Origin of the sequence: Streptomyces sp. NPDC029526, assembly GCF_040637405.1 — a bacterium.
In the GTDB taxonomy this organism is placed as follows: Bacteria; Actinomycetota; Actinomycetes; order Streptomycetales; family Streptomycetaceae; genus Streptomyces.
Window position 1 is genome coordinate 1,092,141 of sequence record NZ_JBEZWE010000002.1, and the last position, 14,917, is coordinate 1,107,057.

The window sequence follows — 14,917 nt, forward strand, 5'->3', positions numbered from 1 at the left end:
ACACGGTACGGGCGGACACCGTCGTCCTCGACCCGCGCGCAGACCTCTCGCACCCGCGAGGGGTTTTTCTGTTTCCTGGCCCATCCGCAGCCGGGGGACGGGCGTCAGGGACCATGGAGAGACGGTGGAGCCGGTCATTCCGGTAGACCGAGATCGATATCAGGAGCCTTCAGACCATGACCGCAACCAGCCAGCCCGACGACTCGTTCCACGTCTTCGACACCACCCTGCGCGACGGCGCCCAGCGCGAGGGCATCAACCTCACGGTCGCCGACAAGCTGGCCATCGCACGGCACCTGGACGAGTTCGGCGTGGGCTTCATCGAGGGCGGCTGGCCCGGTGCCAACCCGCGTGACACCGAGTTCTTCGCCCGGGCGCGGCAGGAGATCGACTTCACCCACGCCCAGCTGGTCGCCTTCGGCTCCACCCGGCGCGCCGGTACCACCGCGGACAAGGACCCCCAGGTCAGGGCGCTGCTGGAGTCCGGCGCACCCGTGATCACCCTGGTCGCCAAGTCCCACGACCGCCACGTCGAACTCGCCCTGCGCACCACGCTCGACGAGAACGTCGAGATGGTCCGGGACACCGTCGCCCACCTGAAGGCCCAGGGCCGCCGCGTCTTCGTCGACTGCGAGCACTTCTTCGACGGCTACCGCGCCAACCCCGGCTACGCCAAGTCCGTGGTCCGCGCCGCCTCCGAGGCCGGTGCCGACGTGGTCGTCCTGTGCGACACCAACGGCGGCATGCTCCCCGCGCAGATCCAGGCCGTGGTCGCCACCGTGCTCGCCGACACCGGGGCCCGGCTCGGCATCCACGCCCAGGACGACACCGGCTGCGCGGTCGCCAACACCCTCGCCGCGGTCGACGCGGGCGCCACCCACGTGCAGTGCACGGCCAACGGCTACGGCGAGCGGGTCGGCAACGCCAACCTCTTCCCGGTCGTGGCGGCACTGGAGCTGAAGTACGGCAAGAAGGTCCTGCCCGAGGGGCGGCTGCGCGAGATGACCCGCATCTCGCACGCCATCGCCGAGGTCGTCAACCTGACGCCCTCCACCCACCAGCCCTACGTCGGCGTCTCGGCCTTCGCCCACAAGGCCGGCCTGCACGCCTCCGCGATCAAGGTCGACCCGGACCTGTACCAGCACATCGACCCCGAGCGGGTCGGCAACACCATGCGGATGCTGGTCTCCGACATGGCCGGCCGCGCCTCCATCGAGCTCAAGGGCAAGGAACTCGGCATCGACCTCGGCGACGACCGCGACCTGGTCGCCCGGGTCGTGGAGCGGGTCAAGGAGCGCGAGCTGCAGGGCTACACCTACGAGGCGGCCGACGCCAGCTTCGAACTGCTGCTGCGGGCGGAGGCGGAGGGCCGCCCGGTGAAGTACTTCGCCGTGGAGTCCTGGCGCGCGATCGTCGAGAACCGCCCCGACGGCAGCCACGCCAACGAGGCCACCGTCAAACTCTGGGCCAAGAGCGAGCGCATCGTCGCCACGGCCGAGGGCAACGGACCGGTCAACGCCCTGGACCGCGCGCTGCGCGTCGCCCTGGAGAGGATCTACCCCCAGCTCGCCAGGCTGGAGCTGGTCGACTACAAGGTCCGCATCCTGGAGGGCAAGCACGGCACCCAGTCCACGACCCGGGTGCTCATCTCCACGTCCGACGGGGCCGAGGAGTGGTCCACGGTCGGCGTCGCGGACAACGTCATCGCCGCGTCCTGGCAGGCACTGGAGGACGCCTACGCGTACGGCCTGCTGCGCGCGGGTGTGGAACCGGTCGCGTAGGCGGCACCGGGAGCGGACGGCCGGGCGCGTCCGGGGCGGGCGGACGGGCCGAGCGTGTCCGGGGTGTGCGTCCGCCCGCCGGCGTATAGAGCCCGCGGCGTACGGAGCCCGCCCCCCGGCGTATAGAGCCCGCCCCGGCGTACGGCGCCCGCCGCCGGGTGGCGGTGCACCTCGCGGTGCGCGGTCGGCCGCCCGACGGCGGGCACGGCGTCCCGGGTGCCGGGCCGTGGACCGTGCCACGCGAGCGCATCCCCCGGCACGTTCCTGTCGAGCAGATGTCCGTTTTCTGTTCGATTCAGGTAGCTTCGAAAGTATGAAGGTCGCGCTGCCGCGTACTCTGATACGCCTGCTGATCGTCCCGGTGGCCGCCGCACTGGCGGTGCTGCTGGGCACGGCGCCCGGCGCGCAGGCAGCCACCGACCTCTCGGAGGTCGGCCGAGCCCTGCGCGAGAGCCCCGTGTACGTAGCCCCCGGAGCCACCGACATCCTTTCCGCGTCGGATGCCGAGGCCCTGGCCGACAAGATCGAGGACGCGGACAAACCCGTCTTCGTCGCGGTTCTCCCGGCCGACCAGCCGACCGAGAACCTCTTCCGCAACCTGCGCACCGAGACCGGCGTGACCGGCCTCTACGGCGTCCGCCTGGGCGACCGGTTCGACGCGAGGGCGGACAGCGCCGTGGTCAGCCCACGGGGCGTCAGCAACCTGGTCGCCGCCGCACAGGGCGCCGGTGACGCCAAGGCCCAGCTGAACGACTTCGTCGACGACGCGCTGCGCACCATCGACGGCTCGGCGCCCGGCAGCTGGAACGAGGGCGGCCGAGAGGTGCCGGTCGGCGGCCTGATCACGGTCGGCGCCGTACTCGCGGCGGGCGGCGCGGGCGTGTACGCCCTGTCCCGCCGCAACCGGCGCCGCCACGAGGAGGAGCAGCGGGCCGCGCTGGAGAAGCTGCGGGTGGTGGTCGACGAGGACATCACCGCCTTCGGCGAGGAACTCGACCGCCTCGACTTCCACCCCGCGGAAGCCGGCGCCGACGACGCGATGCGCACCGACTACGAGCACGCGCTCGACGCCTACGAGCAGGCGAAGCGGCTGATGGCGGCGGCCCGCAAACCCGAGGACGTCAAGGCGGTCACCCAGGCCGTGGAGGACGGCCGGTTCTCCCTCGCCGTGCTCGCCGCCCGCCGTGAGGGCCGGGAGCTGCCGGCGCGGCGCCCACCGTGCTTCTTCGACCCGCGGCACGGCCCCTCGGTCGCCGACGCCCACTGGACGCCGCCGGGCGGGACGGCGCGTTACGTGCCGGTGTGCGCGGCCGACAAGGCCCGTCTCGACGACGGGCTCGACCCGGCGGTGCGCGAGGTCGACACCGCCGACGGACGGCGTCCCTACTGGGAGGCCGGACCCGCCTACGGCCCGTGGGCCGGCGGCTACTTCGGCGGCGGGCTGCTGCCCGGCCTCCTCGTCGGCACCATGCTCGGCGGCATGATGGCCGGCCCCGCCTACGCGGCCGACTACGGCGCGGGCTACGGCGACTTCGGAGGCTTCGAGGGCGGCGACATGTCCGGTGCCGACTTCGACCCCGGCGACTTCGGCGGGGGATTCGGCGGCGGCGACTTCGGCGGTGGCGGTTTCGGCGGCGGGGACTTCGGCGGAGGTTTCTGACCCGCCCGCTGCCTGGGGCGACTGGGCACCCGGGGCCGGTCCTCTCCGGGGGGAGCCCATCGGCCGACGGGTGTGCGGGGCCACTGAGCGGCGCGCAGGACGAATGCCCCGCTCGCGTCCAGGACGATGCGCCCCCGCGCGGGTGGCGAGGGCCGGCGGGTCGGCGGGCCGTCCTGACCGGCTCGCCCGGCCACGCCGGGTTGCCGGTCGCGGGCCAGGCGGCCGACGGCGCGCGAGGGGCAGGCGTTCCACCACCGTCCGCGGGCGAGGGGGAGGCGTCTCCCCACCGTCCACGGACCGTCGGGGGCCTCGACGTCCAGCCATGGGCGCGGACGGTTGGCGACCCCGCGTATGTCACGCATGGACACAGCCCTTCGAGGCCCCTGCGTCTCAGTCATGGACAACGGCATCCCCCCGCCCACCGGCGCAGACCGTTGAAGGCCCGGCGCGCCCCACCGGCCGAGCCCGGGGGAGGGGGCGCACCGTGACTGTCCGCCCCCCGTCCGCCCCCCGTCCGTGCACTCCCGCCCGCGGTACTCCCGTGTGCCGCCGCCGAGCCCGGTTTGCTGAGCCCGGTCCGCCGTGCCCGGTCCGCCGTGCCCGGTCCCCGCACTCGACCGAGCCGTCCCGGCCGTTCGTCGGATAGGGCGGATACGCGGCCGGCGCCCGGGTCTTCCGTGCCCGACCGTGCCGTACTGCCCCGTCGTCGCACGGTCGGACATGCGGCCGGGCAGCGGGACAGCGGGACAGGGGGAGACCCGGACAGCCGAGCGCCCGCCCTCCGGCACCGGATGCCGTCGGACGGGCGCGCTCAGAGGGTGGCGGGGCGGGGCCGCGCCGCCGGGGGTCAGGCGTTGCGGATCGCCGAGATGTCGAAGTTCAGCTTGATCTTGTCGGAGACGAGGAAGCCACCGGTCTCGAGCGCGGCGTTCCAGGTGAGGCCCCAGTCCGAGCGGGAGATCTCGGCCTTGCCCTCGAAGCCGACGCGCTGGTTGCCGAACGGGTCGGTGGCGGCACCGTTGTACTCGACGTCGATGGTCAGCGGCCGGGTGGTGCCCAGGATCGTCAGGTCGCCCGTGACGCGGTACTCGCCGTCGCCGGCCGCCTCGATCGCGGTGGAGCGGAACGTCATCTTCGGGAACTCGTCCGTCTTGAAGAAGTCGGCGCTCTTGAGGTGGCCGTCACGGTCGGCGCTGCCGGTGTCGATGCTGTCCATCACCACGTCGATCGAGGCCGTGGACTTCGACGGGTCGGAGCCGTCCAGGTGCAGCGTGCCGGTGAACTCCTTGAAGCTGCCCTTGACGTTGGTGACCATGGCGTGCCGGGCGACGAAGCCGATGGTGGTGTGCGAGGGGTCGATCGTGTAGTCACCGGTGAGAGCGGTCAGGTCCGGGCCCACGGCGGTGGCGGTGGCGGTGGCGGTCGCGGCGTCGTCGCTCTTGCGGTTGAAGATACCCACGGTCTTTCTCCTTCTGGGGACGGGTTGAACGGGTCATCCCGTTCAATGTTCAACTAACTCAACAAGACCTACCGTAGACCCATTCCCTTCAAAGTTCAACATCTTCTGGGAGGGTGCCGAAAAGAATCAGCCGGATCGCCCGCATCAGCCGGACCCGGTGTGGCTGCCCGGAACGCTCCGCCGTGGCGCAGGGGACGAGACCCCGTTGCGCAGGTGGGGTCCCTCGCATCGCCCTCCCTGCGGCGACCGGCCGCTGCATGCGTTCGACCGTGGACGGTGCGACCGTGCGACCGTTCGGCCGGTGGAGGTGGTCCGGACGTGCGCGTCTCCCGACGGCTCACCCTCGGCGCGGGTACCCCCCGAACGCGGAGCCCTATGCCTCCCGGCTCGCCGACACCGGCGCCCACCCTCTGCGGCCCGGCACCACGGGCCCGTTCTGCGTCCCGTCCCCGCGAGCGTGCTGGTCCGCCGGACGGAGGGGACCGCTACCCTCTGCGGGAGCGAACCGACCCGAACGGGCGAACCGCGGGAGATCGTCCGGGATCACCCGGTCCGGGGACCCGTACGGGCCGACGACACCGTGGAAATCCTCGCCACCGGACCGCGGCTGCGGCCGCGCGTCACTCCGGGGGAGGTATGCGCCCCCCACCGGTGTGAGCTGACCCTCGTCCGCACGGCTTTGTGTCACCCCTACAAGCGGCACGCCCTCTGAGCAGTCGAAAAGCCTGCACACCGCCGTGGTTCTGTTCAGTGGTACCAGGAAATCGCCGTCGAGACTGTGAGGAGTCGACGGCTCGCAATCACCCGTCGACTTCGTAAGGTCACTACATGACCGTTTTGGACGAGGCGCCGGGTGAGCCGACCGACCTGCCGGAAGAGCCCGCCGACGCGCGTGGCCGGGTGGCCGAACTGCACGAGATCCGTGCCCAGGCACTGGCCGGCCCGAGCGAGAAGGCGACCGCGGCGCAGCACGCCAAGGGCAAGCTGACCGCACGGGAGCGCATCGAACTCCTGCTGGACGCGGGGTCCTTCCGCGAGGTCGAGCAGCTGCGCCGGCACCGGGCGACCGGGTTCGGTCTGGAGGCCAAGAAGCCCTACAGCGACGGTGTCATCACCGGCTGGGGCACGGTCGAGGGCCGCACGGTCTTCGTCTACGCGCACGACTTCCGGATCTTCGGCGGCGCCCTGGGTGAGGCCCACGCCACCAAGATCCACAAGATCATGGACATGGCCATCGCGGCCGGTGCCCCCCTGGTCTCCCTCAACGACGGCGCCGGGGCCCGTATCCAGGAGGGCGTCTCCGCCCTCGCCGGTTACGGCGGCATCTTCCAGCGCAACACCAAGGCGTCGGGCGTCATCCCGCAGATCAGCGTGATGCTCGGCCCGTGCGCGGGCGGCGCGGCCTACAGCCCCGCCCTGACGGACTTCGTGTTCATGGTCCGCGACACCTCGCAGATGTTCATCACCGGCCCCGACGTCGTCAAGGCCGTCACCGGCGAGGAGATCACCCAGAACGGCCTGGGCGGCGCCGACGTGCACGCCGAGACCTCCGGGGTCTGCCACTTCGCGTACGACGACGAGGAGACCTGCATCGCGGAGGTGCGCTACCTCCTGTCGCTCCTCCCGCAGAACAACCGCGAGAACCCGCCGCGCGCCGAGAGCTCCGACGCCGCCGACCGCCGCGGTGACGTCCTGCTCGACCTGGTCCCGGCCGACGGCAACCGGCCCTACGACATGGCCAAGGTCATCGAGGAGATCGTCGACGACGGCGAGTACCTGGAGGTCCACGAGCGCTGGGCGCGCAACATCATCTGCGCGCTGGCCCGGATGGACGGCCAGGTCGTCGGGATCGTCGCCAACCAGCCGCAGACGCTGGCCGGTGTGCTGGACATCGAGGCGTCCGAGAAGGCCGCCCGCTTCGTGCAGATGTGCGACGCCTTCAACATCCCGATCCTCACCTTCCTGGACGTCCCCGGCTTCCTCCCGGGCGTCGACCAGGAGCACGGCGGCATCATCCGCCACGGCGCCAAGCTGCTCTACGCCTACTGCAACGCCACGGTGCCGCGGATCTCGCTGATCCTGCGCAAGGCGTACGGCGGCGCCTACATCGTCATGGACTCCCAGTCCATCGGCGCGGACCTCACCTACGCCTGGCCGACCAACGAGATCGCCGTGATGGGCGCCGAAGGCGCGGCCAACGTCATCTTCCGCCGTCAGATCGCCGACGCCGAGGACCCCGACGCCATGCGCGCCCGCATGGTCAAGGAGTACAAGTCGGAGCTGATGCACCCCTACTACGCGGCCGAGCGGGGCCTGGTCGACGACGTCATCGACCCCGCCGAGACCCGCGAGGTCCTCATCAGGTCCCTGGCGATGCTGCAGTCCAAGCACGCCGACCTGCCGTCCCGCAAGCACGGCAACCCGCCCCAGTAACCGGACGGACCCGCCGCGGCAACCCCGCGGACCCCTCTCCCAGGGAGACTGAGCCCCATGAGCACACCCGACATCCGCGTCGAGAAGGGCCACGCCGAGCCCGAGGAGGTCGCCGCCATCACGGCGATCCTGCTGGCCCGCGCGGCGGCCCGCCCCGCCGAGACCGTCCCGGCCCACCGGGGCCGCGCGAGGGCGGGCTGGCGCCGCCTGGAGCGCGAAGGCGGCTTCCGCGCCCCGCACAGCTGGCGCTGACTCCCGCGGACCCGTCCCGTCCCGGACGCGTCCGCCGCCACCGGCCCCGAGAGGCCCCTCCCGCAGCGTGGGAGGGGCCTCTCGACGTCGTGGTGCGCGGAGCCGTGCGAGAGGGCGGGGCGCGACAGCCGCCCGCGGTCGCCCCGGACCGGCGGGCGCGCGGAGAACCTCAGGGCGCGTGGGTGCGTCAGAAGTGCCGCGGGACGGCGTACGAGGCGAGCGCGGGGATGCTGCGCAACGGACCGAGGCGAGCGCGGGACTCCGCAGGACGGCGTACGAGGCAAGCGCGGGGACACCGCAGGACGGGGTACGTAGGAACGCGGCGATACCGGGGGACCGCACACAACAGCCCCCGGCAGCCCGATGGCCGCGGGGGCGTTGCTCCGGCCGGCACCGACGGGGGCGCCGGGTTCCGCCGGGAGGGCGGTTACCGCAGACGGGCCATCAGCGCGTGCTCGACGAGCGTGATGAGCGTGGACTTGGCGTCCGAGCGGTGGCGGGCGTCGGTGGTGATGATCGGGGTGTCGGGCCCGATCTGCAGCGCCTCGCGGACCTCGTCCGGCTGGTAGGGCTGCTGTCCGTCGAAGCCGTTGAGGGCGATGACGAACGGCAGGCCGCTGTTCTCGAAGTAGTCGACGGCGGGGAAGCAGTCGGCGAGCCGCCTCGTGTCGACGAGGACGACCGCGCCGATGGCGCCGCGCACCAGGTCGTCCCACATGAACCAGAACCGGTCCTGGCCGGGGGTGCCGAACAGGTACAGGATCAGGTCCTGGTCGAGCGTGATGCGCCCGAAGTCCATGGCCACCGTCGTGGTGGTCTTGTCCCCGGTGTGGGTGAGGTCGTCGATGCCTGCGGACGCAGACGTCATGACGGCCTCTGTGCGCAGCGGGTTGATCTCCGAGACGGCGCCGACGAACGTGGTCTTGCCCACGCCGAAGCCGCCCGCCACCACGATCTTCGCGGAGGTGGTGGAGCGGGAAGGACCGCCGCTAGAGCTTGCGAAGTCCACTGAGCACCCTTTCGAGCAGTGTCACGTCTGGCTGGCCGCCGGCGTTCTCGTCGCCGCCGGGCTGATGGATGGCGACCAGTCCCGCCTCCGCCAAGTCGGCGACGAGGATCCTGGCCACGCCGAGAGGGATGGTAAGCAGGGCCGAGATCTCGGCCACCGACTTGATCTCCCGGCAGAGGTTGCAGATCCGCTGATGCTCGGGCAGCTGGCCCTGCATCTGGTGCGGCTGCGCGGTGGTGTGCACCAGTGCCTCGATGGCGAGCTGGTACCGCGGCCTGGTGCGGCCGCCCGTCATGGCGTACGGACGCACCAGGGGACTGTTCGACGCCCCGGAGGGCGCCGGCTCGGGGGCGCGACGCTGCGGCTGCACGGGCTGGATGCGTGGCGAGTGCGGCTGGTCGTACGGCGAAGGACCGGGGCCCTGCGGTGCGTACGGCTGCCGGTGATCGGGGGCGGAAGGGTAGCCGTACCCGCCCTGGGCACCGTCGTTCGGGCCCTGTGCGGGGCCGTACGACCAGTTGCCCGACGAGGAACCGCCTGGGGGTGTTGCCACTTTCTCCTCCTCCGACTGTGCCTGGCATCCATCATGCTGGAGCCGCGTCCCGAAACCTTACGGCCCCGGGACGACAAAGCGCACCGTCCGTCTGTTAGTTGAGAAGGCTCCCTTGGAGCTCCGCACGAAGATCCGGGGTGAGAACGGTACCGGCCCGGTCCACCAGGAGGGCCATCTCGTACCCGATGAGGCCGATGTCCGCCTCCGGGTGTGCCAGGACGGCGAGCGACGAACCGTCGGAGATGGACATGATGAAGAGGAATCCCCGCTCCATCTCCACGACCGTCTGGTTCACGCTGCCACCCTCGAAGATCCGGGAGGCGCCTGCCGTCAGAGACGTCAGACCGGAGGCGACGGCCGCGAGCTGGTCGGCGCGGTCGCGGGGGAAGCCTTCGGACATCGCCAGAAGGAGTCCGTCGGCGGAGACCACCACCGTGTGGGACACCCCCGGGGTGTTGTCCACGAAGTTGGTGATCAACCAGTTCAGGTTCTGTGCCGCCTGGCTCATCGGGCTCACACTAACGCTCCTGGTTGTAGGTGCTGTCAGGACCGAAGCCCTGGCCGTTCGTTTCACTGCCTGCGTTGCGGCCCCGTTGGACACCGCGCCGCAGGTTGCTCAGCCTGCCCCGGACGTCTTCCGGGGCGCGGGAGACCTGGGGGCCTCCCTGAGGAGTGGTTTCGGCGGAGCCCTGGACCAGATTGGCCTTGGGCACCCGCCGCGGCAGACCCGAGGAGGTCACTCCGCCCGCCTTGGGCTTCCGGAGTTGCGAGGCCTGCTGCCAGCGTTCGTCGTTCGCCGAACGCCAGCCGCTGCCGTCGCCGTTGGTCTCCGGAGTGGAGGCCGGCGTCTCCTGGCCCGCGTGCCGCGCGCCGCCCGTGGCGCCGCTCGCGGTCGATCCGCGGCGGGGCAGCCCGGCGTCGGTCAGCTCGTGGGCGTCGGTGGGGGCCGGTCCCGGACGGTCGAAGCCTACGCTGTCCCGCTCACCTGCGTCAGCGGCCTGCGAGGATTCGGATTCCTGGGCACCCGCAGGGTACTGGGCAGGGTAGCCGTTGCGGTAGCCGTCGGCCTGGGGCCAGTCGTCCTCGCGGCGCCGGTCGGCGAAACCGTGGAACGAGTCGGAGGAGGCGCCCGCCGGTCCGCCCGCCGGTCCGCCCGCCGGTCCGCCCGCCGGTCCGCCCGCCGGTCCGTCGGCCGGGGTCTGCTCCGGGATGCCGGGGTCCGCGTAGCCGCCGTCGGACGCGTAGGCGTCGTTCTGCGGGGCGTTGTTCTGCGGGGCGTTGCCGTTCGGCGCGTAGTAGCCGTTGTCGTAGGACTGCTGCTGCCCGTTGCCGTACGCCTGCTGGTCGGAGTTGCCGTACCCCTGCTGGTCGCCGCCGACGTCGTAGGACTGCTGGTCGTACCCGGCCTGCTGCTGCGTGCCGTACCCGGCCGTCGGCTGCCGGCCCCCGTAGCTCTCGTCGAAGGCCTGGGCGGCCTGCGCGCCCTGGTCGTAGCCCTGGCTCTGGTCGTAGCCCTGCGGGCCGGTGAACTCGCCGGTGGCCCGGGCCTCGTCCGCCGGGGCCGCCTCGGACGGCTGCTGGGCCTCCAGGGCCGCGCGGCGGCCCTCGCGCATCAGGGAGCGGCCGACCGGGTCCAGGTCGCGCAGGTCGTCCGGGACCTCGTAGCGGCTGTCGTCGAAGCCCAGCTCCGCGGCGGTGCGCAGCGGCTGCTGGTTGAAGTCCTCACCCTGGTAGTTCTGCTCCGGGATGATCTGCGAGACCGTGAACTCGTCGTGGCCCGCCTGCTCGCCGCCGCCACCGTGGGTGATGGCGTCCGGCAGCATGACCAGCGAGGTGGTTCCGGCCTGTTCGCCCGAGGGGCGCAGCTGGACCCGGATGCCGTGCCGGTCGGACAGCCGGCCGACCACGAACAGGCCCATGCGCTGCGAGATCGCGGCGTCCACGGTCGGCGGGTTGGCCAGCTTGTGGTTGATGTCCGCGAAGTCCTCGGCGGTGAGGCCGATGCCCTTGTCGTGGATCTCGATCATCACGCGGCCGTCGGGGAGACGGGTCGCGGTGACCCGGACCTTGGTCTGCGGCGAGGAGAACGTGGTGGCGTTCTCCAGGAGCTCGGCCAGCAGGTGCACGAGGTCGGTCACGGCGCGGCCGTGGATCTCGGCCTCCGGCACCCCGGACAGCTCGATGCGCTCGTACTGCTCCACCTCGGAGGAGGCGGCGCGGATCACGTCGACCAGCGGGACCGGCTGGTCCCAGCGGCGGCCGGGCTCCTCGCCGGCGAGGACGAGGAGGTTCTCGCCGTTGCGGCGCATACGGGTGGCCAGGTGGTCCAGGCGGAAGAGGTTCTCCAGCTGGTCCGGGTCCGCCTCGTTGTTCTCCAGGTCGGTGAGCAGGGTCAGCTGGCCCTCGATCAGCGACTGGTTGCGGCGCGAGAGGTTGGTGAAGATCGCGTTGATGTTGCCCCGCAGCAGCGCCTGCTCGGAGGCGAGCCGGACCGCCTCGCGGTGGACCTGGTCGAAGGCGCGGGCGACTTCGCCGATCTCGTCCGTGGAGGTGATCGGGATGGGCGCGACGCGGGTGTCCACCCGGCCCGGGTCGGTCCGGGAGAGCTGGTCGACCAGCATCGGCAGGCGCTGCTCGGCGATGCCGAAGGCGGCGTTGCGCAGCTGGCGCATGGAGCGGCTCATCTGGCGGGCCACCATGCCGGCCAGGATGAACGCGGCGAGCAGGGCGATCACGACGGCGGCGCCGGTGATCAGCGCGTCCCGCTTGGCGTCGTCGGCGATGGTCTGGGCCTCGGCCACGGCCTTGTCGACGAGTTCGGACTCGACCTTGCTGTACCCGGAGAACTTGGCGGTGTAGGCACCCATCCAGTTCTTCAGGGTGATGCCGTTCTCCTTGAGCTGGTCCTCCGACAGCGCGCCGGACGCCAGGCCCTGGAGCATGTTGTCGGCGGCGGGCATGGCCGTGTAGGCACCGCCCTGCGTCGAGGAGGACTCGCCGGCGCCGATCGCGGCGCCCTTGTCACCGATGGTCTCGCGCTGCTGTGCCATGATCGCGTCGAGCCGCTCGACGTCTCCCTGCGTGCCGGAGGAGACGAACTCGTTGATCGCGATGCCCTCGAGGTAGCGGTACGACGCGAGGGCGACGCGCTGCTGCTGGCCGACGTCGGGCTTCTGGCTCGGGCGCACCAGCAGGTGCACGCCGATGGAGCGCTGGAGGGAGGCGGCGGCCTTGGCCAGGGAGACGGCGTAGACGGTGCGGCCGTAGCTGGTGACGTTGCCGGTGCCGAGACCGAGTTCGTTGGCGAACTCCATCAGGGAGTGCTGGACCGAGACGTAGCCCTCTTCGGTCTTCACCGGGTCCATGGAGGCGGTGTACGCCTTCTCGCGCAGCGGGGCCAGGCCGGTCTCGTTGGAGCGGAAGAGCTTCATCCGGCGGTCCAGCGCGGCGGTGTTCGGCAGGTCCTCGGCGACCCGGTCGAACTCCTCCTTGGCGGCGTCGGTGGCCGCCCGGAGCTTCTTGACCTGCTCCGTCTCGCCCTTGCCCGACAGCAGGTCGGGGGCGGTGAGGTCACGTTCGTTGAGCAGCGCCTGACCGTAGTCGTCGGCGGCGCGCACGAGGAGCGCGACCTTCTCGGCGTCCTCGGCCTCCTGCCAGGTCTCGATCGAGCTGCTCACCTGGAAGCCGCCCATGACGAGGCCGACCAGCACGGGTATGAGCAGGATCGCGTTCAGCCGGGTGGTCACCCGCCAGTTGCGCGGGGAGAAACGGCCGCTGCTCGGCGGTGGTGCGGCCGCCGCCTCGGTTTCGGGTACGTGGGCGGGCGCCGCTGTGCGCGGCGGCGGGGTGAAGTTGCCCCGGGCCGACGGCTCGGGACCGTTCGTGCTTCGCCTCACTCGACCAACAACCTCTCGGCGGTCGGCACCTCAGTCGTGCCGCTGTGTCTCAGAACCCTGCTCGTCATCGACTACTGGGTACGTCTTTGACTACTGGGCAGTTCAGGCATTCCAGCATGCCGACCTGCGCTCTTCCAAACAGTCGGCGGCAGGGAAGCGGAGTGATGTAAACCCCAGATAAAACGGTCAAACGGAGCGAGCCGCGTCAAAAGGCAGGGCGTTCGTGCGCACAGTGGTACCGCCCGAACGCGTCGCGTATCGACCTCCCGCGATTCCTCTGCCGAAACGTTATGAACACCGGGGCCGGCGGTGTCGAAGGACACGGCCGGCCCCGGTGCTGATACGGCAACTGCCGTATGGATCTTGCTGTTTGATCTACCTGAGGCGGGCCATCAGGGCGTGCTCCACCAGAGTGATCAAGGCACTCTTGGCGTCCGAGCGGTGGCGGGCGTCGGTGGTGATGATCGGGGTGTCGGGCCCGATCTGCAGCGCCTCGCGCACCTCCTCCGGCTGGTACGGCTGCTGTCCGTCGAAGCCGTTGAGGGCGACGACGAACGGCAGGCCGCTGTTCTCGAAGTAGTCGACGGCGGGGAAGCAGTCGGCGAGCCGCCTCGTGTCGACGAGGACGACCGCGCCGATCGCGCCGCGCACCAGGTCGTCCCACATGAACCAGAACCGGTCCTGGCCGGGGGTGCCGAACAGGTACAGGATCAGGTCCTGGTCGAGCGTGATGCGCCCGAAGTCCATGGCCACCGTGGTGGTCGTCTTGTCCCCGGTGTGGGTCAGGTCGTCGATGCCCGCCGAGGCGGACGTCATGACGGCCTCCGTGCGCAGCGGATTGATCTCCGAGACGGCGCCGACGAACGTGGTCTTGCCCACGCCGAAGCCACCCGCCACCACGATCTTCGCGGAGGTCGTGGAACGGCTCTCGGAGACCGCCCCGCCACTAGAGCTTGCGAAGTCCACTGAGCACCCTTTCGAGCAGTGTCACGTCCGGGGCGCCGGTCGTCTCGTCGCCGCCCGGCTGGTGGATGGCGACCAGCCCCGCCTCCGCGAGGTCCGCCACCAGGATCCGGGCGACCCCCAACGGCATGTTCAGCAGCGCCGACACCTCGGCGACGGACTTCACCTCTCGGCACAGGTGGCAGATCCGTTGGTGCTCCGGAAGGAGTCCCATGAGCGCTGCCGGGTCGGCCGTCGTACTGATCAGTGCCTCGATGGCCAGCTGATAGCGCGGCCTGGTCCGGCCGCCGGTCATCGCATACGGACGTACCAGCGGCTGGTCGCCCTCGTCCTCGTACGGCTCCGCGTACGGATCATGAGAGGCGGTGGGCGGGGTCATGAATCCTCCGGGCGGGACAGCAAGTCGGTCGGTCAAGCCGTCTGAACAGGGCCGGTGGGGGGAATGTGGCGGCCGGACGGTGATTTGGTGAGACGGGTGGTGCCGGGGCCGATCAGTGGAGCAGACTTCCCTGTAGTTCGGCGCGCAGGTCCGGGGTCAGAACCGCACCCGCGCGGTCGACCAGCAGCGCCATCTCATAGCCGACGAGGCCGATGTCGCACTCGGGGTGCGCCAGGACGGCCAGGGACGAGCCGTCCGAGACGGACATGAGGAACAGGAATCCTCGCTCCATCTCGACGACCGTCTGGGCCACGTTGCCGCCTTCGAAGATCCGGGAGGCACCGGCCGTCAGGGAGGTCAGTCCCGAGGCGACGGCCGCGAGCTGGTCCGCGCGGTCGCGCGGGAAGCCCTCCGAGAGTGCCAGCAGGAGTCCGTCGGCGGACACGACGACGGTGTGGGACACCCCGGGGGTGTTGTCCACGAAGTTGGTGATCAACCAGTTGAGGTTCTGTGCCGCCTGGCTCATCTGGCT

At 71.1% G+C, this 14,917-nt stretch carries 12 protein-coding genes and 1 pseudogene; 5 read left to right on the forward strand and 8 right to left on the reverse strand.

Features of this window, described 5'->3' with window-relative positions; translation table 11 throughout:
• Window positions 1-176 precede the first annotated feature (176 nt).
• Entirely contained in the window at window positions 177-1,781 is a 1,605-nt protein-coding gene (gene cimA, locus AB0F01_RS10310) for a citramalate synthase (protein ID WP_362092156.1), read from the forward strand.
• Window positions 1,782-2,094: 313 nt separating this feature from the next.
• Entirely contained in the window at window positions 2,095-3,441 is a 1,347-nt protein-coding gene (locus tag AB0F01_RS10315; protein WP_362092158.1) for a hypothetical protein, read from the forward strand.
• 847 nt (window positions 3,442-4,288) lie between these two features.
• Here the strand turns inward: AB0F01_RS10315 and AB0F01_RS10320 are convergent.
• On the reverse strand, window positions 4,289-4,900 hold the full coding sequence (locus AB0F01_RS10320) for a YceI family protein (protein ID WP_362092161.1): 612 nt from the start codon (window positions 4,898-4,900) through the stop codon (window positions 4,289-4,291).
• Window positions 4,901-5,351: 451 nt separating this feature from the next.
• On the opposite strand from AB0F01_RS10320, the pseudogene AB0F01_RS10325 reads away from it, so the two are divergent.
• The 3 genes and pseudogenes from AB0F01_RS10325 to AB0F01_RS10335 form a co-directional block, all read left to right on the forward strand.
• Window positions 5,352-5,612 (forward strand): annotated as a pseudogene (locus AB0F01_RS10325) (hypothetical protein); the annotation flags it as partial.
• A 116-nt stretch (window positions 5,613-5,728) separates the two neighbouring features.
• Window positions 5,729-7,333, forward strand: a complete 1,605-nt coding sequence (locus AB0F01_RS10330; protein ID WP_362092164.1) for an acyl-CoA carboxylase subunit beta — start codon at window positions 5,729-5,731, stop codon at window positions 7,331-7,333.
• A 57-nt stretch (window positions 7,334-7,390) separates the two neighbouring features.
• Window positions 7,391-7,585, forward strand: coding sequence for an acyl-CoA carboxylase subunit epsilon (locus tag AB0F01_RS10335; RefSeq protein ID WP_362092167.1), 195 nt, complete (start codon window positions 7,391-7,393; stop codon window positions 7,583-7,585).
• Window positions 7,586-8,012: 427 nt separating this feature from the next.
• On the opposite strand, the gene AB0F01_RS10340 is transcribed toward AB0F01_RS10335, so the two are convergent.
• The 7 genes from AB0F01_RS10340 to AB0F01_RS10370 all read right to left on the reverse strand — a co-directional run bounded on the left by AB0F01_RS10340 (window position 8,013) and on the right by AB0F01_RS10370 (window position 14,911).
• On the reverse strand, window positions 8,013-8,594 hold the full coding sequence (locus AB0F01_RS10340; RefSeq protein WP_164334568.1) for an ATP/GTP-binding protein: 582 nt from the start codon (window positions 8,592-8,594) through the stop codon (window positions 8,013-8,015).
• Window positions 8,575-9,147, reverse strand: coding sequence for a DUF742 domain-containing protein (locus AB0F01_RS10345; protein WP_362092170.1), 573 nt, complete (start codon window positions 9,145-9,147; stop codon window positions 8,575-8,577). Before AB0F01_RS10345 ends, AB0F01_RS10340 begins: the two co-directional genes overlap by 20 nt.
• Before the next feature lie 94 nt (window positions 9,148-9,241).
• Window positions 9,242-9,655, reverse strand: a complete 414-nt coding sequence (locus AB0F01_RS10350; protein WP_004983065.1) for a roadblock/LC7 domain-containing protein — start codon at window positions 9,653-9,655, stop codon at window positions 9,242-9,244.
• A 10-nt stretch (window positions 9,656-9,665) separates the two neighbouring features.
• Window positions 9,666-13,043: a nitrate- and nitrite sensing domain-containing protein gene (locus AB0F01_RS10355; protein WP_362092173.1), complete on the reverse strand. Its 3,378-nt coding sequence runs from the start codon at window positions 13,041-13,043 to the stop codon at window positions 9,666-9,668.
• 375 nt (window positions 13,044-13,418) lie between these two features.
• Window positions 13,419-14,009 (reverse strand): ATP/GTP-binding protein, encoded by a 591-nt coding sequence (locus AB0F01_RS10360; RefSeq protein ID WP_362092176.1) that lies wholly within the window; start codon window positions 14,007-14,009, stop codon window positions 13,419-13,421.
• Entirely contained in the window at window positions 13,990-14,385 is a 396-nt protein-coding gene (locus AB0F01_RS10365; protein WP_159535968.1) for a DUF742 domain-containing protein, read from the reverse strand. Before AB0F01_RS10365 ends, AB0F01_RS10360 begins: the two co-directional genes overlap by 20 nt.
• Before the next feature lie 112 nt (window positions 14,386-14,497).
• Entirely contained in the window at window positions 14,498-14,911 is a 414-nt protein-coding gene (locus AB0F01_RS10370) for a roadblock/LC7 domain-containing protein (RefSeq protein WP_004983056.1), read from the reverse strand.
• Between the last annotated feature and the right edge of the window lie 6 nt (window positions 14,912-14,917).